This is a genomic window from Acidovorax sp. JMULE5 (assembly GCF_013376875.1).
GTDB classification, from domain to species: Bacteria; Pseudomonadota; Gammaproteobacteria; order Burkholderiales; family Burkholderiaceae_C; genus Acidovorax; species Acidovorax facilis.
This window is the reverse complement of sequence record NZ_CP035951.1, coordinates 615771-635568: the sequence shown is the minus strand read 5'-3', so window position 1 is coordinate 635568 and position 19798 is coordinate 615771. Positions and strand designations below refer to the sequence as shown.

15 protein-coding genes and 1 pseudogene are annotated in these 19798 nt (G+C 65.4%); 11 read left to right on the top strand and 5 right to left on the bottom strand.

Annotated elements, in window-relative coordinates; genetic code table 11:
• Nucleotides 1-437: 437 nt before the first annotated feature.
• Together EXV95_RS02935 and EXV95_RS02930 are read right to left on the bottom strand one after the other, a co-directional pair.
• Nucleotides 438-1574 carry a diguanylate cyclase gene (locus tag EXV95_RS02935; protein WP_176885754.1) on the bottom strand — a complete coding sequence of 379 codons (1137 nt, stop codon included), beginning with the start codon at nucleotides 1572-1574 and terminating at the stop codon, nucleotides 438-440.
• A 305-nt stretch (nucleotides 1575-1879) separates the two neighbouring features.
• Nucleotides 1880-3229, bottom strand: coding sequence for a midcut-by-XrtH protein (locus EXV95_RS02930; protein ID WP_218135475.1), 1350 nt, complete (start codon nucleotides 3227-3229; stop codon nucleotides 1880-1882).
• A 474-nt stretch (nucleotides 3230-3703) separates the two neighbouring features.
• On the opposite strand from EXV95_RS02930, the pseudogene EXV95_RS25120 reads away from it, so the two are divergent.
• Both EXV95_RS25120 and EXV95_RS02920 read left to right on the top strand, forming a co-directional pair.
• Nucleotides 3704-3937, top strand: a pseudogene (locus tag EXV95_RS25120) (DUF1801 domain-containing protein); the annotation flags it as partial.
• Nucleotides 3938-3975: 38 nt separating this feature from the next.
• Nucleotides 3976-4371 carry a VOC family protein gene (locus EXV95_RS02920; RefSeq protein ID WP_055401783.1) on the top strand — a complete coding sequence of 132 codons (396 nt, stop codon included), beginning with the start codon at nucleotides 3976-3978 and terminating at the stop codon, nucleotides 4369-4371.
• 9 nt (nucleotides 4372-4380) lie between these two features.
• On the opposite strand, the gene EXV95_RS02915 is transcribed toward EXV95_RS02920, so the two are convergent.
• Both EXV95_RS02915 and EXV95_RS02910 read right to left on the bottom strand, forming a co-directional pair.
• Complete coding sequence (locus EXV95_RS02915; RefSeq protein ID WP_176885753.1) at nucleotides 4381-5316, bottom strand: aldose 1-epimerase; 936 nt, start codon at nucleotides 5314-5316, stop codon at nucleotides 4381-4383.
• Between the two features lie 76 nt (nucleotides 5317-5392).
• Nucleotides 5393-6346, bottom strand: a complete 954-nt coding sequence (locus EXV95_RS02910; protein ID WP_176885752.1) for an SMP-30/gluconolactonase/LRE family protein — start codon at nucleotides 6344-6346, stop codon at nucleotides 5393-5395.
• A gap of 124 nt (nucleotides 6347-6470) precedes the next feature.
• Here EXV95_RS02910 and EXV95_RS02905 point away from each other — a divergent pair, with 124 nt between their 5' ends.
• Nucleotides 6471-7292 (top strand): SDR family NAD(P)-dependent oxidoreductase, encoded by an 822-nt coding sequence (locus tag EXV95_RS02905; protein ID WP_055401789.1) that lies wholly within the window; start codon nucleotides 6471-6473, stop codon nucleotides 7290-7292.
• 992 nt (nucleotides 7293-8284) lie between these two features.
• Here EXV95_RS02905 and EXV95_RS02900 read toward each other — a convergent pair.
• Nucleotides 8285-9247 (bottom strand): LysR substrate-binding domain-containing protein, encoded by a 963-nt coding sequence (locus EXV95_RS02900; protein ID WP_176885751.1) that lies wholly within the window; start codon nucleotides 9245-9247, stop codon nucleotides 8285-8287.
• Between the two features lie 136 nt (nucleotides 9248-9383).
• Here EXV95_RS02900 and EXV95_RS02895 point away from each other — a divergent pair, with 136 nt between their 5' ends.
• The 8 genes from EXV95_RS02895 (at nucleotide 9384) to yjfF (ending at nucleotide 19787) form a co-directional block, all read left to right on the top strand.
• Nucleotides 9384-10835 carry an aldehyde dehydrogenase family protein gene (locus tag EXV95_RS02895; protein WP_176885750.1) on the top strand — a complete coding sequence of 484 codons (1452 nt, stop codon included), beginning with the start codon at nucleotides 9384-9386 and terminating at the stop codon, nucleotides 10833-10835.
• 78 nt (nucleotides 10836-10913) lie between these two features.
• Entirely contained in the window at nucleotides 10914-11879 is a 966-nt protein-coding gene (locus EXV95_RS02890) for an ABC transporter substrate-binding protein (protein ID WP_176885749.1), read from the top strand.
• Nucleotides 11880-12090: 211 nt separating this feature from the next.
• Nucleotides 12091-13161 carry a multiple monosaccharide ABC transporter substrate-binding protein gene (gene chvE / locus EXV95_RS02885; RefSeq protein WP_176885748.1) on the top strand — a complete coding sequence of 357 codons (1071 nt, stop codon included), beginning with the start codon at nucleotides 12091-12093 and terminating at the stop codon, nucleotides 13159-13161.
• Nucleotides 13162-13271: 110 nt separating this feature from the next.
• The gene (mmsA, locus tag EXV95_RS02880; protein WP_176885747.1) at nucleotides 13272-14867 is read left to right on the top strand and encodes a multiple monosaccharide ABC transporter ATP-binding protein; all 1596 of its coding nucleotides are present in this window, start codon (nucleotides 13272-13274) and stop codon (nucleotides 14865-14867) included.
• Nucleotides 14868-14958: 91 nt separating this feature from the next.
• Nucleotides 14959-16155 (top strand): multiple monosaccharide ABC transporter permease, encoded by a 1197-nt coding sequence (gene mmsB, locus EXV95_RS02875; RefSeq protein WP_218135491.1) that lies wholly within the window; start codon nucleotides 14959-14961, stop codon nucleotides 16153-16155.
• The gene (locus tag EXV95_RS02870; protein ID WP_176885746.1) at nucleotides 16155-17708 is read left to right on the top strand and encodes a sugar ABC transporter ATP-binding protein; all 1554 of its coding nucleotides are present in this window, start codon (nucleotides 16155-16157) and stop codon (nucleotides 17706-17708) included. Before mmsB ends, EXV95_RS02870 begins: the two co-directional genes overlap by 1 nt.
• On the top strand, nucleotides 17701-18753 hold the full coding sequence (locus EXV95_RS02865; RefSeq protein WP_176885745.1) for an ABC transporter permease: 1053 nt from the start codon (nucleotides 17701-17703) through the stop codon (nucleotides 18751-18753). Before EXV95_RS02870 ends, EXV95_RS02865 begins: the two co-directional genes overlap by 8 nt.
• Complete coding sequence (yjfF, locus tag EXV95_RS02860; RefSeq protein WP_176885744.1) at nucleotides 18750-19787, top strand: galactofuranose ABC transporter, permease protein YjfF; 1038 nt, start codon at nucleotides 18750-18752, stop codon at nucleotides 19785-19787. Before EXV95_RS02865 ends, yjfF begins: the two co-directional genes overlap by 4 nt.
• Nucleotides 19788-19798 lie beyond the last annotated feature (11 nt).

The following is a 19798-nucleotide window of genomic DNA, read 5'->3' as shown; positions in this document are numbered from 1 at the left end:
TGCAGGGATTGTGAGACGAGCGCGAATAGCTATGAAATCATGAGCATCCTGCACACAGGGAGTACAGGGGATGAGACTGAGAGGCGTTACAAACTTTTACGCAGGCGGTGATGGACGGAATGAAGGGCGCTGGAGGCTGTGGGCGCAGTAGGAGCGCAGCCCACCAGGTGGTGACTCATCTCAGCACCCGACGCGCGCTCCGATACGCCTTCTTGAACTGCTGGAAGATGCCCTCAAGCTCGGCCGGTGTCACCGGACCGGGGACTAGTTGCTCAAGCACTACGGCTGAAAATCGCGGCTAAGCCGCCTTGTCCGCTACTGCGGTTGTCTTCCTCTTGCGTGGCATACATGCTCCCTGTTGACAGGCTATGCCTCACACAGAAAACTTCTGACAGTCTCCAAGAACCCGCACCGTTCTCACACACCGAACCCGCCCCTCACCCCGCCACTACCCGATTCCGCCCCGTGTTCTTCGCTTCATACAGCGCCGCATCCGCTCTCGCCAGCAGTTTGTCCATCGAGTCGTTCTGCGGCAGGCTCAGGGTGACGCCGATGCTGACGGTGCAGCCCACCTCGTTGCCCTGGGGCACGCAGGCGGCGCGGATGCGTTCGGCCACCTGCAGGGCGGCGTCCAGGGGGGTGTTGGGCAGCAGCAGGGCAAACTCTTCGCCACCAAAGCGGCCCAGCAGGTCTTTGCTGCGCAGGCAGCGCTGTACCTTGGTGGCAAACTCCACCAGCACGCGGTCGCCGGCCTGGTGGCCGTGGGTGTCGTTGATGGTTTTGAAATGGTCCAGGTCCAGCATCAGCATGGCCAGGGGCTGGCCGGTGCGGTGGCTGCGCTCCAGCTCGATGGCGCAGGCTTCGTCCATGTAGCGCCGGGTCAGGGTGTTGGTGAGCGAGTCGCGGGTGGCCAGCAGCTCCAGCTCGGCCCGCAGACGGTCGCCAGCCATCAGCACGGCGCCCACCGAAAACAGCAGGACAGACACGGAAAAACTGGCGATGAACAGCACGTGCTGCGGCGTGCCGCTCAAGATGGTGTCGCCCATGGGCAGGAAGAACGTGGTGGCAAGCCGCACCAGCTGAATCACGGCGATGTACACGATCACCCCCACCGTGAGCCAGCGCGAAAAGCCGCCCATGCCCTGCCGCACGATGAACCAGGCGTGCACGGCAAACATCACGGCCAAGAGTGCCGTCACAAGCCGCAGGCGGGCTGTGTAACTGGGGTCGCCCAGGGCGAACCAAAGGGTGCCCAGCGTGACGGCGACAGTCACCGCCAGCCAGCGCCAGGTGGCTGGGCGCACGCCGTAAAAACGCTGGGTGCCCGCATACAGGCCGTACACGCCCCAGCACAGCAAGAAATTGGGCACGGCCGTGGTGAGGATTTCAGGCAGTTGCCCACGCGAGGCCGCCAGGATGCCGCCCACCACAATGATCAACAGCGCCTGCGCCCATTGGCCCAGACCCTGAATGCTGGGCGGGTAGCTGCGCTTGAGAGCCCACAGCACCAGGGCCATCAGCGCACTCATGGCGCTGATCAACACGATGGCGGTGCGCGGGTCTATCACGTTCATGGTGACGCCAGTTTGCCGGAATCGTTCCAGTTTGGGGGATTGGCTGCACAGGTCAAGGCGATAGAGCATGAGGGGCGCCATGCACCACCACTTGCAGCCTACGCCCCGCTGCGGATGACGTTAAGGGTGTGGGCAGGCGCAATGGGCAGCAAGCGGGTAAACCACGGGCCGTGGCGGCCCGGCCGGTGTTCTGCATATGCCCAAGGTCGATTGCTCACCATTTGATAGCTTCTAGCGCTTGTCCATCAAGCGCCAGAGCATATTTCAGCCAAATTTTCGGCGTTTTACGGCATGCGCCCCTGCCTTCAAGGCGTGAAGGCACGCACGCACCGCGTCTGCAGGTTTTGGTTCTTGGGGATGGTCACCGGATTGCCGATGGAAAAATCATTGATCCATGCATCGGTCAGGGGCGAGGCCGAGCCCTCGGTGGAGCTCCAATAGAGGGCGTTGGCCAAGCCGCCTACCGCCACCCTGTTGGTATACAGCGCCGCGAGCTGGTTGCGGGCGGGCAGGAACCAGTCGTTGTAGCAGGTGTTGCCCGCCTGGCAGGGTGTATTGCCTTGCGAATCGACCTGGTAGGTGCTGCACAGTTGCGCGGCATAAACGCCCGCACCCAGGGCCACTCCGACGGCCGCGGTGTTGCTGGCGCCGTCGGTGTCGCTTTGCGCACCCGGCCCCACGGCCGTGCCGAAGCCACCCCACCCGATCCCGGTGCTGTTGTCTGCGGTGGCCGCAATCAGGTTGTTCAGCCCGCCATCCAGCGCAGCAATCACGCCGCCGCCACTGCTTTGCCCCACAGCGGTGGCCAGGTAGGTATAGCCACTGGCCAGCTGAGCGGCCCCGGCCGGGGTGAAAACCGCCACATTGACGGCACCCGCTGCATGCGCTGGCGTGACCGCCGTGATGGTGGTGGCGTTGACCACGTTGACCGAAGTGGCTGGCACACCGTCAAACGTGATGCTGGTGGCGCCGGTGAGCCCGGTGCCGGTCAGCGTGACGCCGACCCCACCCGATGCGGTGCCGGAGCTGGGGCTGATGGCGGTCAGCGTGGCGCCCGAGACGTAGAGGCTGCGGCAGATGGCCTCGACATCCACCCGGCAGGTGGCACCATTGGCCAGCATGGCCCCCACGCCGCAGGCGGGATGGGGCGATGGCGTGGGAGGCCCGGGGGGCAGCAAGGTGTTGGCCGGGTTGATGGCAAAACACTGGGCCAGGTCGGGCGGGTCGATGGCGGCAATTCGCAGCGCAGCGCCGGAGTTGTTGCTGAAGTCCGCAGGCTGAAAGCCTGTGAAACCACCCGCCGTGATGGGGCTGACAGTAATGGGCAGTGTCTCGCCCGCAGGTTGGGTGAAGGCACTGACAACCTGCGCCATCAAACCCGCCCCCTGCCCCGCCAGGCCCACCACTGCGGCCACCAGCAGCAGCGACGCCACACGCCGCACGCCGTGACTGCGGCGCAGCGACCACCACCCGGCCAGCGCAACAGCCACCAGCAAGGCGCCCAGCGCCAAGGGGCTGTCCACCGGCACGTTGGCCACGGCAGGGGCGCCGCTGGAGATCGTTTGGGCCGACGCGGCAAAGGGCAGCGCTGACAGCAGCATCAGCATTGCCAGTGGTGCAAACGGACCAGCGCTTCCAGGTTGGGTGTTCTTCATCAGTGAATCCTCCCTGCGGGGTGGTTGGGGTGATGGTTGGATAGTTGCAAATTAACACAACCTCCGCGAGACGGGCGAACGGGTGGCACGGAGAGGTCGTCGAGAGCAACGGCCCGGGTCGTCTTGAACCAGGCTCTTGCAGGGGCCGCTGCCCCACCAGACTGGCATCATCATGACCCCATGAAGTTGTTGGAACCCTCTAAGAACCTGTTCAAGATCTTTTCGGGGATCGCATTGGAGTGCAATCGGGATGAGTGGAAGCTTCGGATGAGCCGCATGGGCTCGTGCCCATGCAAGCAGCCGGGGCGTCCAATCGCCCGATTTCACTCCAACCCTTCGGGCAAGTGCCTTGCCGGGCGGTCTGCGGCGTTGCGGCGCTTGCCAATAGCCGAGCTATTGGCAGCGCACCGCGCCTTGCATACCATCCCGCAAAGGCCACAGCGCGACCCCTGCGGGGCCGTCAACAGGCTCCGAAAGACGGCGGTAAAGCTCACCTTTCTGAAAGGCGCTGCGCTGCCCGACCCGGCGCGCCTGTTCAATGCCAGCCTGGACGGCAACGCACGCCGTGCCATTGATATCCACGAGGGCGACACACTGCCTGCCGATGCGTTCCGCGCACTCATCCGTGCGGCGGTAGAGCTCAATGCCCTGAGCGGTAGCAAGGCCCACAAGGGCCGGGCCCCGGGGCACACAGGGTCGGCCGCCTAGGCCACCAGCATTCAGACCACCAGAAGGATCAACCCATCATGCTCTCGCACGTGTTTTTGGGCATTTCAGACTTTGAGCGCGCGCTGGCGTTTTACCGGCCTGTGCTGAGCGTACTGGGGGTGAAGGAGCGTTTTTGCGAGCCCGACCGGCCCTGGGCAGGTTGGGAATCCACCCCCGGGCCGCGCCCGCTGTTTGTGATTGCGCGCCCCTTCAATGGCGAGGTGCCACAGCCCGGCAACGGCACCATGGTGGCCTTTGCGGCCGCCACGCGCGACCAGGTGGATGCTGCGCATGCCCTGGCGCTGAGCCTGGGCGCCGTGTGCGAGGGCCGCCCGGGCCTGCGGCCCGAGTACCACGCCCATTACTACGGCGCGTATTTTCGGGACCCTGACGGCAACAAGCTGTGCGTGGCGTGCCACGCGGCGCCGCTGTAACGCCCACCCTCAACCGGGCAGCGGTTGGTAACGCCACTGCACATTCATAACCAGCACCTCGCCCTGCGCCAGCGTGCGCAGGCCGGGCTGCCCGGGCTGGTGGAAGGCGTCGATGGGCTGGGTTATGGGCTCAAAGCAGAACGCAGGGCCCTGCGGCGGGCGGTACACCAGGCAATAGTGATGGGCCGCGCCGCCGTCCTTGTCAAAGTCTGACATCTGGGCGGTCAAGCGCAGGCCTCGCTCGGGCCAGTCGATCTGCGCCGTGCCGCCCCAGCCGGTGTAGGCGTTGTCGATGAGGCCGCCGTGCGCGGGGGCGCCCACATTCAGGTCCCAGCCGGGCGGAAACTGCTGCGTGTGCTCCGTGGGCAAGGGGTCGTCGCCGCACAGCCACACGCCCTGCACCGGCGCCGTGATGCGTGTGCCGGGCGTGCGCGGAAACCAGGGGTGCAGGCCCAGGCCGTAGGGCAGCGGCTGCGCGCCCAGGTGCCGCACCTGCACCGATTGGTCCAGGCCGCCGTCCACCAGCCGGAAGGTCTGCACACATTCGTAGTTGTAGGGGTTGCCGTCGAAGTGCCGCGAGCACAGCTGCATCTGCAGCGTGTCGGGCGCGGGCTGGGTGATCTGCCAGGGCTGCAGCCACCCGTCACCATGGATGGGATAGGGCTCGCCCACGCGGTTGGGGCGCATGGGGTGGAACTGGCCCGCGTGCTCGAACCCGCCGCCGCTGATGCGGTTGGACCAGGGCACCATGGCAAACGACGCGAGCTGGTACAGGTCGGGCGTGGCGCCGTCCCACGGGCGCCACAGGTCGATGCGTGCGCCCACCTCTTGCGGGTCGTCGATCTGCCAGGCTGCCACACTGCCGCCCAGTGTGGGCACCAGGCCCAGGTGCTGCCCCGCGTGGTGCAGCCAGACGATGGGATGGGATGAAGTGGCCTCGGTCATGGGCGGTGTGCTTTCTGCGGGATGGAGAAAAAAGGAGGCGGAGCCATGGGCCTCGCTGCTGCGCGCGGGGCCGGCATCAGCCGCCGAAAAGATGCGCGGGCAGGCCGGGCGCGCTGATGTCCACGGCAAACAGTGCCCCGGCCAGCGGCTCGGCCGCGAGCTGCTCGGGCGTGAGACCGGTGCGGGCCGAGGTGATGTACAGCGTGCACAGGTCCGCACCGCCAAAGGCGCAGTTGGTCACCTGGCTCACGGGCAGCGGGATGCGGGCCAGCTCCTCGGCCGTGTCGGCGTCGTGGCAGGTGACGCAGCCGCCGCCCCAGTGAGCAATCCACAAGCGGCCCTTCGCATCAGTGGTCATGCCGTCGGGCACGCCGTCAGCCGCGGGCCAGCGCTTCCACAAGGTCTTGTCGCTCACGGTGCCGGTGGCCGGGTCGCAGCGGTAGCGGTAGGTGGTGCCCTGCACCGTGTCGTTGAAAAACATGGCCGGGCCCTGCGCGGTGGTAGCCCAGGTGGGGCCATTGGTCACGGCAAAACCATCGTCGTGCCGCACGCAGTCGCCGCTGGCGGTGTAGGTGTAGAGCGCGCCCGTGGGAGCCTCGCATGCAAAGTCCATGCTGCCACCCCAAAAGCGGCCCTGGGCGTCACACTTGCCGTCGTTGAATCGGTTGCCTGTGCGCTCTGGCTCGGGCTGGTGCAGGTAGCGCGGGGCGATGTCAGCAGCGGGGTCGAAAAGCGCAAAGCCCCGGCGCAGGGTGACGATGAAGCCGGGGGCGTTGGCGCGCTCGGCAATGGCAGAAATCTCTTCGTCAAACGTCCAGCGCTGGTGGGCGCTGGTGGCCGGGTCCCAGCGGTGCAGCTCGCGCTGCAGGATGTCCACCCAGTACACGGCCTGCTCGCGCACCGACCACATCACGCCCTCGCCCAGTGCGTTGCCCAGTGCGACCACGCAGCGCCCGGCGCCGGTTGTTGTGGGAGCAGAGGCGGACGCGCCGCTGGACGGTGGGATGGGGGTATCCAGCGAAGGGCGCACGTTGGTTGTCTCCGGTCGTTTTTTTGCATCGGCCTGCCGCCAGGCACTTGACGAGCGGCATCTTATCAACGCCAATTGATGCTTGAAATGAATTTTTTTGCCATTGATTGATTGCAATATTGATATGACACAGCTTTTTACCCCCTCCTCTTCCTCGACCGACGCCACGGGCGCCCCTCAGGGCCTGGCGAAATTCCCCAGCCTGCAAGGCCGCGCCGTGTTTGTGACGGGCGGCGGCAGCGGCATTGGCGCGGCCATCGTGGCAGCGTTTGCCGAACAAGGTGCCCGCGTGGCGTTTGTGGACGTGGCGCGCAACGCCAGCGAAGCCCTGGCCCAGCACATTGCCGACGCAGGCCTGCCCCGCCCCTGGTGGCGTGTGTGTGATGTGCGCGATGTGAACGCCCTGCAGGCCTGCGTAGCCGAAGCGGCGGCCGAGCTGGGCAGCGACTTTGCGGTGCTGGTGAACAACGTGGCCAGCGATGACCGGCACACGCTCGAATCCGTGACCCCCGAGTACTACGACGAGCGCATGGCCATCAACGAGCGCCCCGCCTTCTTCGCCATCCAGGCCGTGGTGCCGGGCATGCGCAGGCTGGGCGCGGGCTCTGTCATCAACCTGGGGTCTACCGGCTGGCAGGGCAAGGGCACGGGCTACCCCTGCTATGCCATTGCCAAGTCGTCGGTGAACGGCCTCACGCGCGGGCTGGCCAAGACGCTGGGGCAGGACCGCATCCGCATCAACACCGTGTCGCCGGGGTGGGTGATGACGGAGCGGCAGATCAAGCTGTGGCTGGACGCCGAGGGCGAGAAGGAGCTGGCGCGCAACCAGTGTTTGCCGGACAAGCTGCGGCCGCATGACATTGCGCGGATGGTGTTGTTTTTGGCGTCGGATGATGCGGCGATGTGTACGGCGCAGGAGTTCAAGGTGGATGCGGGGTGGGTTTGATTTTTTGAAGTCTTTTTGGGTTCTGGCGCTTATCCATCAAGCGCTGGTAGCTATTGTTTTTGCAATTCCTGGCGATCACCACCCGTTCGGGCTGAGCTCGTCGAAGCCGGGGCGTGCTGGTTTGGGCGGCGTGCTTGGGTTAAGGGCGGAGGCCGGGAGTCGCCCGGCGTGCGAGTAACTTTCTTTCGCGTCGCCGAAAGAAAGTCACCAAAGAAAGGGCGACCCTGCTGTCTGCGACCCCTTCGCTGCGCTGCGGGGCAACCTGGGGTGCTCGCGCGCGGGTGCACCGCAGAACTCGCTGCGCGCCTGCGGCGCTCCGCTCGAACAACTGCGGTGAGTCAGTTCACGAAGCGCGTGTGTCCTTCGGCACACGCGCCACCCCGCGCCCTGCGCGCCCCAGGCGCATCCAGAAGGGAACCCGACGGACATCCATTCGGGCCATCGCTTCGCTCGGCCCCATCTCGCGGGCGCAAGCGCCACGCGCTGCGCAACCTGGGCCGAGCGCAGCAATGGCCCGTGCGGCTGTTCGGCTGTCCCCCCCCCTGCTGGCTGCGCCTGCGTCGGGGCGGTTGCGGGGTGGCACGCGCGTCGGAGCGCGCGTGCTTCGTGAACTAACTCGCCGTGGTTGTCCGAGCGGCGCTGCGCAGCAGCAAAGCGAGTTCCACGGCGCACCCCGCAACCGCCCCGACGCAGGTTGCCCCGCAGCGCAGCGCAGGGGTCGCAGACTGGGGGTCGCCTTTTCTTTGGTGACTTTCTTTTGGCGACCCAAAAGAAAGTTACTCGCCCGCCGGGCGACTCCCGGCCTCCGCCCTCAACACAAGCATGCCCGACAAACCAGCACGCCCCAGCTTCGACAAGCTCAGCCCGAACGGATGGAATGACACCCAGGCTTCGGCAGGCTCAGCCCGAACGAACAGGAGGGCAAAAACTACAAAAATAATAGCTACCAGCGCTTACTCAACAAGCGCTAGCAGCCAATTTCACCCAAAAAATCAATCCCCCACCTCCAACCTCCGCCCATACTGCACCAGACTCGTCTGCTTCAACGCCTTCATCATCACCTTCGCCGCCGGCGACAGCAGCCGGTCCGACCGCGTGATGATCCCGAACGCATCCATATGGCACGGCATCGCCAGCGGCAACACGGTCACGATCCCGTGCGCCGCGTAATAGCGCGCCACATCCTCAGCCACCACCGCAATCATGTCGCTCTGCTGCAGCATGCGCGTGATGAACAGCAGGGCCGATGTCTCCACCGTGTGCAGCGGCGGCGCCAGCCCGTCCTGCTGGAACATCAGGTCAAACCGGTGCCGTAGCACACTGCCCGCAGGCGGCACGATCCAGCTGGCCGCCACCACGTCGCGCAGCGTCAGCCCGGTCATGCTCGACAGCGGGTGGCCCGGGCGTGTCATGGCGCAGACCAGCTCCTCCGTCAGCGACTCATAGCGCAGGTTCTCCTTGTCGTGCTCCTCATACAGTCGGCCCACCACGATGTCGAGCTTGCCCTGCTCCAGACGCTCCAGCAACACGGGGCTGGTTTCGATGTCGAGCGAAATGCGCAGGCTGGGATGCTCCTGCTTGACCAATGCCACGGCAGCGGGCAGCAGGCTCAGGCCCGGTGAGGTGATGGCGCCGATGCCCACCTGGCCGTAGTGACCGGTCTTGAGCGCACCGATCTCGTCGTGTGCCTGGTTCAGGCTGGCCAGGGCCATGCGGGCGTGGCGGATCATCGTTTCGCCATACCAGGTGGGGCGCATGCCGCGCGGCAGGCGCTCGAACAACGACACCTCCAGCACGTCTTCCAGGTCCTTGAGCAGCTTGGACGCTGCGGGCTGGGTCATGCTGAGCACCTGGGCGGCGCGGTGGATGTTGCCCTCTTCGGCCAGGGCCACCAGCAACAGCAGTTGGCGCGTCTTGAGGCGGGCGCGGATGAACCAGTGGTTGTAGGTGCTCATGGATGGAGGGAAGGACGAGAAAAGGGAGGGGTTTTCCAGAATGCAAAGAACGATATGTATTTTGTCGAAAAAACGATTGGATTGATATCTAAACCTTCCATAGACTTCGCCGCAACAGCAACAAAGGCCTCTCTCCATGAAGCTCGGCGACCTCCAGCTCAGCCCCCGGCACCTGATCAACGGCCGGTGGGAAATCGGCACCACCACCGGCATCAGCACCAACCCGTCGGACACCCGCGAGGTGGTGGCCGAATACGCCCGCGCCGACCGCAACCAGACCGAGCTGGCCGTGCGCGCCGCCGCCGACGCCCTGCCCACCTGGAGCCAGAGCACCCCCCAACGCCGCGCCGACGTGCTGGACATGATCGGCAGCGAGCTGCTGGCACGCAAGGACGAGCTGGGCGCGCTGCTGGCGCGTGAAGAAGGCAAGACGCTGCCCGAAGGCATCGCCGAAGTGGCGCGCAGCGGGCAGATCTTCAAGTTTTTTGCGGGCGAGGCGCTGCGCATTCAGGGCGAGCTGCTGGCCTCTGTACGCCAGGGCGTGCAGGTGGACGTGACCCGCGAGCCCGTGGGCGTGGTGGGCATCATCGCGCCGTGGAACTTCCCGTTCGCCATCCCGGCCTGGAAGATTGCCCCGGCCCTGGCCTACGGCAACACCGTGGTGTTCAAGCCCGCCGAGCTGGTGCCCGCCTGTGGTTGGGCGCTGGCCGAAATCATCAGCCGCAGCGGGCTGCCCGCCGGTGCCTTCAACCTCGTCATGGGCAGCGGCCGCGAGGTGGGCCAGACGCTAGTGGACCACCCGCTGGTCAATGCGCTGAGCTTTACCGGCTCTGTTTCCACAGGCGACCGCATCTTGCGCGCGGCCTCAGCACGGCGCGCCAAGGTGCAGCTGGAGATGGGTGGCAAGAACCCGCTCATCGTGCTGGCCGACGCCGACCTGGACCAGGCGGTGGACTGCGCGCTGCAGGGCTCGTATTTCTCCACCGGTCAACGCTGCACCGCATCGAGCCGCCTCATCGTCGAGGCCGAGGTGCACGACGCCTTCGTGGCGCGCCTGCGCAACCGGCTGGCCAGCCTGAAGGTGGGCCACGCGCTGGAGCGCGGCACCGAGATGGGCCCGGTGGTGGATGACAACCAGCTGGCACAAAACCTGGATTACATCGACATTGCGAAGAGCGAGGGAGCGGAGCATGTCTGGGGTGGCGAGCGCCTGGAGCGCCCCACCCCAGGCCATTACATGAGCCCCGCCCTCTTCCTGGCCCGTCCCGAGCACCGCGTGGCGCGCGAGGAAATCTTTGGCCCCGTGGCCTGCGTGCTGCGCGCCGACGACTACGAACACGCGCTGGCCCTGGCCAACGACACGCCCTACGGCCTGTGCGCGGGCATCTGCACCACGTCACTCAAGCACGCCATGCACTTCAAGCGCCACGCTGCCGTGGGCATGACCATGGTGAACCTGCCCACGGCGGGTGTGGACTTCCATGTGCCGTTTGGCGGTCGCAAGGAGTCGAGCTACGGCGCCCGTGAACAGGGCCGCTACGCCGCTGAGTTCTACACCACGGTCAAGACGGGCTACATGCTGGCCTAAGTCACCAGGCTCCCTTTTCGTTCCTTTTTCCATCCCGCAACCATCGTCAACCAACCATTACAGACAGGAGACAAGATGATGAAAATGAACCGCCGCACCGTTGCTGCCGCCTTGGCCAGCATGCCCGTGGCCGCCTTGCTGCCTGGCGCTGCCTGGGCGCAAAAGCCCCTCGTGCTGGGCTTCAGCCAGGTGGGGGCCGAGAGCGAATGGCGCACCGCCAACACCGAGTCCATCAAGTCGGCCGCCAAAGAGGCCGGCATCGAACTGAAGTTCTCGGACGCCCAGCAAAAGCAGGAGAACCAGATCAAGGCCATCCGCTCTTTCATCGCGCAGAAGGTGGACGTGATTGCGTTCTCGCCCGTGGTGGAGTCCGGCTGGGAGCCCGTGCTGCGCGAGGCCAAGGCCGCCAAGATCCCCGTGGTGCTGACCGACCGCGCAGTGAACACCAAGGACACCTCGCTGTACGTGACCTTCATGGGCTCGGACTTTGTGGAAGAAGGCCGCAAGGCCGGCCGCTGGCTGGTGGAGAAGATGAAGGACACCAAGGGCGAGGTCAACATCGTCGAACTGCAAGGCACCGTGGGCTCTGCCCCCGCCATCGACCGCAAGAAGGGCTTTGAGGAAATCATCAAGGCCGACCCCAAGTTCAAGATCATCCGCAGCCAGACCGGCGACTTCACCCGCGCCAAGGGCAAGGAGGTGATGGAAGCCTTCCTGAAGGCCGAGGGCAAGAAGATCAACGTGCTGTACGCGCACAACGACGACATGGCGATTGGCGCCATCCAGGCCATCGAAGAGGCCGGCATGAAGCCCGCCAAGGACATCGTGATCATCTCCATCGACGCGGTGAAGGGCGCCTTCGAAGCCATGATCGCCGGCAAGCTCAACGTGAGCGTGGAGTGCAGCCCCCTGCTGGGCCCGCAGCTGATGAGCGCCGTCAAGGACATCAAGGCCGGCAAGGCCGTGCCCAAGCGCATCGTGACGGAAGAAGGGATCTTCCCGATGGAAGTGGCGGCGAAGGAAATGCCGAATCGGAAGTATTAACCCCCTGAGGCGCTGCGCGCCTTCCCCCTTTCTCTCGAGTCGCTGCGCGATGCGGGAAGGGGGACGCCACCAGTGCCCGCAAGTGAAACGCAGCCTTCGCTGCATGGCGGCCCTTAGGCGGTGGCACTCGCATTGGCCAGCGACAGTTTCATAGAGCCTTGACGCGACCAAGCGTCAAACAAATCAAAACAACATCAGGAGACACAAATCCATGAAGCGTGCAATTTTCAAGGCCGTGTTGGCCACCGTGGCACTGGCTGCCATTGGCGCCACGTCCGTGGCATCGGCCCAGGACAAGGGCACCATCGGCATCTCGATGCCCACCAAGTCCTCGGCGCGCTGGATTGCCGATGGCGACAACATGGTCAAGGTGCTCAAGGACCGGGGCTACAAGACCGATCTGCAGTACGCCGAAGACGACATCCCCAACCAGCTCGCGCAGATCGAGAACATGATCACCAAGGGCGCCAAGGTGCTGGTGATCGCGTCCATCGACGGCACCACGCTGTCGCGCGTGCTGCAAAGCGCGGCAGACAAGGGCGTGAAGGTCATCGCGTATGACCGCCTCATCAAGGGATCGAAGAACGTGGACTACTACGCCACGTTCGACAACTTCCAGGTCGGCGTGCTGCAAGCCACGTCCATCGTGGACAAGCTGGGCCTCAAGCAAGGCAAGGGCCCATTCAACATGGAACTGTTCGGCGGCTCGCCCGACGACAACAACGCCTTCTTCTTCTACGACGGCGCCATGAGCGTGCTGCAGCCCTACATCGACAGCGGCAAGCTGGTGGTGCGCAGCAAGCAGACCGGCATGAACAAGGTGGGCACGCTGCGCTGGGACGGCTCGGTGGCCCAGGCGCGCATGGACAACCTGCTGTCGGCCTACTACGGCAAGGACAAGGTGCATGCGGTGCTCTCGCCCTATGACGGCATCTCGATCGGCATCCTGTCATCCCTCAAAGGCGTGGGCTACTGCACCGCCCAGCAGCCCTGCCCTGTAGTCAGCGGCCAGGACGCTGAGGTGCCTTCCATCAAGTCCATCCTCAAGGGCGAACAGTCTTCCACCGTGTTCAAGGACACGCGGGAACTGGCCAAGGTGGCCGCCAACATGGTGGACGCCGTGCTGACGGGCAAGCAGCCTGAAATCAACGACACCAAGACCTACAACAACGGCGTGAAGGTGGTGCCGTCGTACCTGCTCAAGCCGGTGGCGGTGGATTCCTCCAACTGGAATGCGGTGCTGGTAGGCAGCGGGTACTACAAGGAATCGCAAATCAAGTGAGCGCGAGCGGCTTCTGCATCTAAAGCCGCCGCCTGCGAATGCCTCTGGGGCAGCGCAGGCGGCCTGCAACCGGGATGGGGCCAGAGGCCCCACCAACAGATTGAGAGACCATGCTTCTTGAAATGCGGAACATCCGCAAAACCTTCCCCGGCGTGATAGCGCTGAACCAGGTCAACCTGCAGGTGCAGGCTGGGGAGATCCACGCCATCGTCGGCGAAAACGGGGCGGGAAAATCCACGCTGATGAAGGTGCTGTCGGGTGTGTACCCGCACGGCAGCTACAGCGGCCAGATCCTGTTCGACGGGCAGGAGCGCGAGTTTGCGGGCATCCGCGACAGCGAGCACCTGGGCATCATCATCATTCACCAAGAGCTGGCGCTGGTGCCGCTGCTGTCGATTGCCGAGAACATCTTCCTCGGCAACGAAACCGCGCGCCACGGCGTCATCGACTGGATGGCCGCCCACAGCCGCGCACAGGCGCTACTGCACAAGGTGGGCCTGCGCGATTCGCCCGACACACCGGTGGGCCAGCTGGGCGTGGGCAAGCAGCAGCTGGTGGAGATTGCCAAGGCGCTGTCGCGCAAGGTGCGCCTGCTGATCCTGGACGAGCCCACCGCCAGCCTCAACGAGAACGACAGCCAGGCGCTGCTGGACCTGCTGCTCGAACTCAAGGCCCAGGGCATCACCTGCATCCTGATCTCGCACAAGCTCAACGAAATCTCGCGCGTGGCCGATGCCATCACCGTGCTGCGCGACGGCAGCACCGTGCAAATGCTGGACTGCCGCGAGGGCCCGGTGAGCGAGGACCGCGTGATCCAGGCCATGGTGGGCCGCGAAATGAGCGACCGCTACCCCCAGCGCCAACCGCAGATTGGCGACATTGTTTTTGAAGTGCGCAACTGGCGCGCCCACCACCCGCAGCACAGCGACCGCGAGCACCTCAAGGGGATCGACCTGAACGTGCGGCGCGGCGAGATCGTGGGCATTGCGGGCCTGATGGGCGCAGGCCGCACCGAGCTGGCCATGAGCATCTTTGGCCGGTCCTGGGGCCAGCGCATCACCGGCGAGGTGCGGCTGCACGGCCAGCCCATCGATGTGAGCACGGTGGAAAAGGCCGTGCGCCACGGCCTGGCCTATGTGACCGAAGACCGCAAGGGCAACGGCCTGGTGCTGAACGAAGACATCCAGTTCAACACCTCGCTGGCCAACCTCTCGGGCGTGTCGTTCGCCAGCGTGATCGACAGCGGCCAGGAACACCGCGTGGCGCAGGGCTACCGCGAGAAGCTGCGCATCCGCTGCTCGGGCGTGGACCAGAAGACGCTGAACCTGTCGGGCGGCAACCAGCAAAAGGTGGTGCTGAGCAAATGGCTCTTCACCAACCCCGAGGTGCTCATCCTCGACGAGCCCACGCGCGGTATCGACGTGGGCGCCAAGTACGAGATCTACACCCTCATCGCCCAACTGGCGGCCGAGGGCAAGTGCGTGATCGTGATCTCTTCCGAAATGCCCGAACTGCTGGGCATCACCGACCGCATCTATGTGATGAACGAAGGCCGCTTTGTGGCCGAGATGCCCACCGCCGAAGCCTCGCAAGAGCGAATCATGCGAGCGATTGTGAGTGCCCCCCCTGAGGCGCTTCGCGCCATCCCCCCCGAGGGGGACGCCGCCCGTGCGGCGGGGCGGCCCTTGCACGGCGGCCGCGCGTAGCGGCAGCGCCCGCTTTCAGCGCCTGATGAACCGCACAACGCCTTGAATCCATGACCGATATGAGCCAGACCACCCATCCCCCGCCAGCACGCTGACTGACGGCAACACCACGGCAGCGACCCAACAGAACAAGCCGCTGCTGCACCACCTCAAGCACAACCTGCGCGAATACGGCATGTTGATCACGCTGGTGGCCATCATGGGCTTCTTCCAGTACATGACCGAGGGCACGCTGATGCAGCCCTTGAACCTCACCAACCTGGTGCTGCAGAACAGCTACATCGTCATCATGGCGCTGGGCATGCTGCTGGTCATCGTGGCCGGGCACATCGACCTGTCGGTAGGCTCGGTGTGTGGCTTCATCGGCGCGCTGGCAGCGGTGCTGATGGTCGAATACAACTGGCACTTTGTGCCCGCCACGCTGGTGTGTCTGCTGTGCGGCGGGCTCATCGGGGCCATCCAGGGCGGGTTCGTGGCGTTCTCGCGCATTCCGTCGTTCATCGTCACGTTGGCGGGCATGCTGGTGTTCAAGGGGCTGGCGCTGGCGCTGCTGGCGGGCCAGTCGGTGGGGCCGTTCCCCTCGGCGTTCCAGATGCTCAGCTCGGGCTTTATCCCCGACCTGTTCAGCGTGGAAGGGCTGCGCCTGACCACCTTGCTGCTGGGCGCTGCGGTGGCTGCGGCCCTGGCCGTGGGCGGACTGCGCCAGCGCGCCAACCGCCTGCGCCATGGCGTGCAGACGGAGCCCGCTGGCCTGTTCGTCGCACGCACGGTGGTGTTTGGCGGGTTGCTGGTGTACTTCAGCTACCTCCTGGCCTCGTACAAGGGCCTGCCCAACGTGCTCATCGTGATGGCGCTGTTGATCGTGCTGTTCGACTTCGTCACCAGCCGCACCACCATTGGCCGCCGCATCTACGCCATGGGCGGCAACGAGAAGGCGGCCAAGCTCTCGGGCATCAAGACCGAGCGGCTCACCCTCTATGCCTTCATCAACATGGGCGTGCTGGCGGCCCTGGCCGGTCTGGTGTTTGCAGCGCGGCTCAACACCGCCACGCCCAAGGCGGGCCAGGGCTTTGAACTGGACGTGATTGCGGCGTGCTTCATCGGCGGCGCATCAGCCTCGGGCGGCGTGGGCAAAGTGATGGGCGCGGTCATCGGCGCCTTTGTGATGGGCGTGATGAACAACGGCATGTCCATCCTGGGCATTGGCATCGACTACCAGCAGGTCATCAAAGGTGTGGTGCTTCTGGCCGCCGTGCTGGTCGATGTCTACAACAAGAACAAAGCGTGATGGCACCCATGGACGCGTCCACCGCTCACGCCCCTGCCGCCGCCCCGGTGCTGCAGCTCTCGGGCATCCACAAGCAGTTTGCGGGCATCCCGGTGCTGCGCGATGTGCAGCTCAACCTCTACCCTGGCGAGATCCATGCGCTGATGGGGCAGAACGGCGCGGGCAAGTCCACGCTGATCAAGGTGCTGACGGGCGTGCTGGAGGCCAGCGGCGGGCAGATGCGGCTGGGCGGAGAAGCGGTGTGGCCGGACTCGCCGCTGGCGGCGCAGCGCCTGGGCATTAGCACCGTGTACCAGGAGGTCAACCTTTGCCCCAACCTCTCGGTGGCCGAGAACATCTTTGCCGGGCGCTACCCCCGGTGCGGTATTGCACAAGGCTTTCGCATCGACTGGGCGCTGATGCACCAGCGCGCGCGGGAGCTGGTGGCCCGCATCGGCCTGAGCATCGACGTGACGCGCCTGCTGTCGGACTACCCCGTGGCCGTGCAGCAGCTGGTGGCGATTGCGCGGGCGCTCAGCATCGAATCGCGCGTGCTGATTCTGGACGAGCCCACCTCCAGCCTGGACGACGACGAGGTGCAAAAGCTCTTCGAGGTGCTGCGCCGCCTGCGCAGCGAGGGCCTGGCCATCGTTTTTGTGACCCACTTTTTGAACCAGGTCTATGCCGTGTCTGACCGCATCACCGTGCTGCGCAATGGCAGCTGGGTGGGTGAGTGGCGGGCGCAGGACCTGGGCCCACAGGCACTGATCGCCGCCATGCTGGGCCGCGACCTGGCTGCCACATCGACCGAGCCTGCGGTGTCGCCCGTGTTTGACACCCGCCAGACCACGCTGCTGCAAACCGAGGGTCTGGGGCAGGACACACAACTGCAGCCGCTGGACCTGCAGATCCGCGCGGGCGAGGTGGTGGGCTTGGCGGGCTTGCTGGGCTCGGGCCGCACCGAGCTGGCGCGCCTGCTTTTTGGCCTGGAGCAGCCCGACCGGGGCGCGCTGCGCATCGACGGGCAGGTGGTGAAATTCGCCAACCCCATGGACGCCATCCGCCATGGCCTGGCCCTGTGCCCCGAAGAGCGCAAGACCGATGGCATCGTGGCCGAACTGTCGGTGCGCGAGAACATTGCGCTGGCGCTGCAGGCTCGCATGGGCGTGGGTAAATTTCTCTCGCGCGCCGAACAAACGGTGCTGGCCGAGCGCTATGTGAAGCTGCTGGGCATCAAGACCGAGAGTGTGGACAAGCCCATCGGCCTGCTCTCGGGCGGCAACCAGCAAAAGGCGATCCTCGCGCGCTGGATGGCCATTGAGCCGCGCCTGCTCATCCTGGACGAACCCACGCGCGGCATCGATGTGGCAGCCAAGCAAGAAATCATGGAGCAGATCCTGCAGCTGGCGCAGGCTGGCATGGCCGTGCTGTTCATCTCTTCCGAAATGAGCGAGGTGGTGCGCGTGGCGCACCGCATCGTGGTGCTCCGCGACCGCAAAAAGGTCGGCGAACTGCCAGCGGGCAGCAGCGAAGACGCCGTCTACGAACTCATCGCCGCAGAACAACATGCCTGAAGAACGCAAGACCCCCTCCCCCATTGCCGCGCTGATGCACCACCGACTGGCCTGGCCCATCATCACGCTGCTGTTGTTGCTGGGTATCAACACGGCCTTCAACGCGAGCTTCTTGCACATCGAATGGCGCGACGGGCACCTGTACGGCAGCCTCATCGACATCCTGAACCGCGCCGCGCCGCTGGTGCTGGTGTCGCTGGGCATGACGCTGGTGATCGCCACGCGGGGTATCGACATCTCGGTGGGTGCCACGGTCGCCATTGCGGCTGCGGTGGCGGCCTGGATGATTGGCGGCTCGGTGTCGGGCACCGAGAGCCGGTTCCCGCTGCCCGTGGCCATCCTGGGCGCCATCGGCGCGGCGCTGCTGTGTGGGCTGTGGAACGGCGTGCTGGTGGCCAAGGTGGGCATGCAGCCCATCATTGCCACGCTGATCCTCATGGTGGCAGGCCGAGGCATTGCCCAGCTGATCACCGATGGGCAGATCATCACCATCTACTACACGCCCTACTTCTTCATGGGCGGCGGGTACCTGGCAGGGTTGCCGTTCTCGCTGTTTGTGGTGGCCGTGGTCTTTGGCGTGTTGTACCTGGCCATCACGCGCACGGCGCTGGGCCTGTTCATCCAGGCGGTGGGCATCAACCCCACGGCGGCGCGCGTGGCGGGCGTGCAGGCGGGGCGCCTCATTGTGGCGGCCTATGTGTTCTGCGGTGTGTGCGCGGGCATTGCGGGGTTGCTCATCAGCTCCAACGTGAAGAGTGCTGATGGCAACAACGCCGGACAGCTGCTGGAGCTGGACGCCATCCTGGCCGTCACGCTGGGCGGCACCGCCCTCACCGGTGGCCGCTTCAGCCTGGTGGGCAGCGTAATTGGCGCGCTCATCATCCAGACGCTGACCTACGCCATCTATTCGCTGGGCGTGCCGCCCGAAATCAACCTGGTGGTGAAGGCCGTGGTGGTGTTCATCGTGATGCTGCTGCAGTCGCCCGAGTTTCGGGCGCAAGTGGGCGCCCTGGCACGCCGCACCGGCGCGGGAGCTTTGCAATGAGCGCCGTGCCCAAGACCGCAGGCTTCAGCACCGTGAGCCCGCCTGCCCCACCGGCCGCCGCTGCGCGCGCCCGGTTCAACCCCAAGTACCTGCCGCTGGCGGCCACCATCTCGCTGTTCGTGGCCATGGCCACGCTGGGCTCGGTGCTGTACACCGGGTTCTTCTCGGCCCAGGTGTTTCTCAACCTGCTGATCGACAACGCCTTCCTCATCATCGTGGCGGTGGGCATGACGTTTGTGATCCTGTCCGGCGGCATCGACCTCTCGGTGGGCTCGGTGGTGGCGCTGACCACCATGGTGCTGGCCGCGCTGGTGGAACACCGGGGGTGGAACCCCATGGTCGCGATCCCGCTCGTGCTGCTGATGGGCACGGCATTTGGCGCGTTCATGGGTTTCCTCATCGAGCGCTTTCGGCTGCAGCCCTTCATCGTCACGCTGGCGGGCATGTTCCTGGCGCGGGGGCTGTGCTACCTGATCAGCATTGATTCCATCAGCATCACGCACGAAGGTTATTCGGAGCTGGCCCAGTGGCGTCTGCCACTGTGGGAAGGCGCATCCCTCTCGCTGGGCGCTCTCATCGCCATCGCGGTGCTGCTGGTGGCCCTGTTTGTGGCGCACTGCACGCCGTTTGGCCGCAGCGTGTATGCGGTGGGCGGCAGCGAGCATTCGGCTGTGCTCATGGGCCTGCCGGTGCGCCGCACGCTCATTGGCGTCTACACGCTGTCGGGCTTTTGCTCGGCGCTGGCCGGTGTGGTGTTCACGTTCTACATGCTGTCGGGCTACGGCCTGCATGCCACCGGCATGGAGCTGGACGCGATTGCCGCCGTGGTCATTGGCGGCACGCTGCTCACGGGTGGCGTGGGCTATGTGGCGGGCACGCTGTTTGGCGTGCTCATGCTCGGAATCATCCAGACCCTGATTTCCTTCGACGGCACGCTCAGCTCCTGGTGGACGCGCATCGTCGTTGGTGTGCTGCTGTTCGTTTTCTGCCTGCTGCAGCGGCTGCTTTCGCGCCGCTCGGGCAAGGCCCGTTGACTCTTCATTTC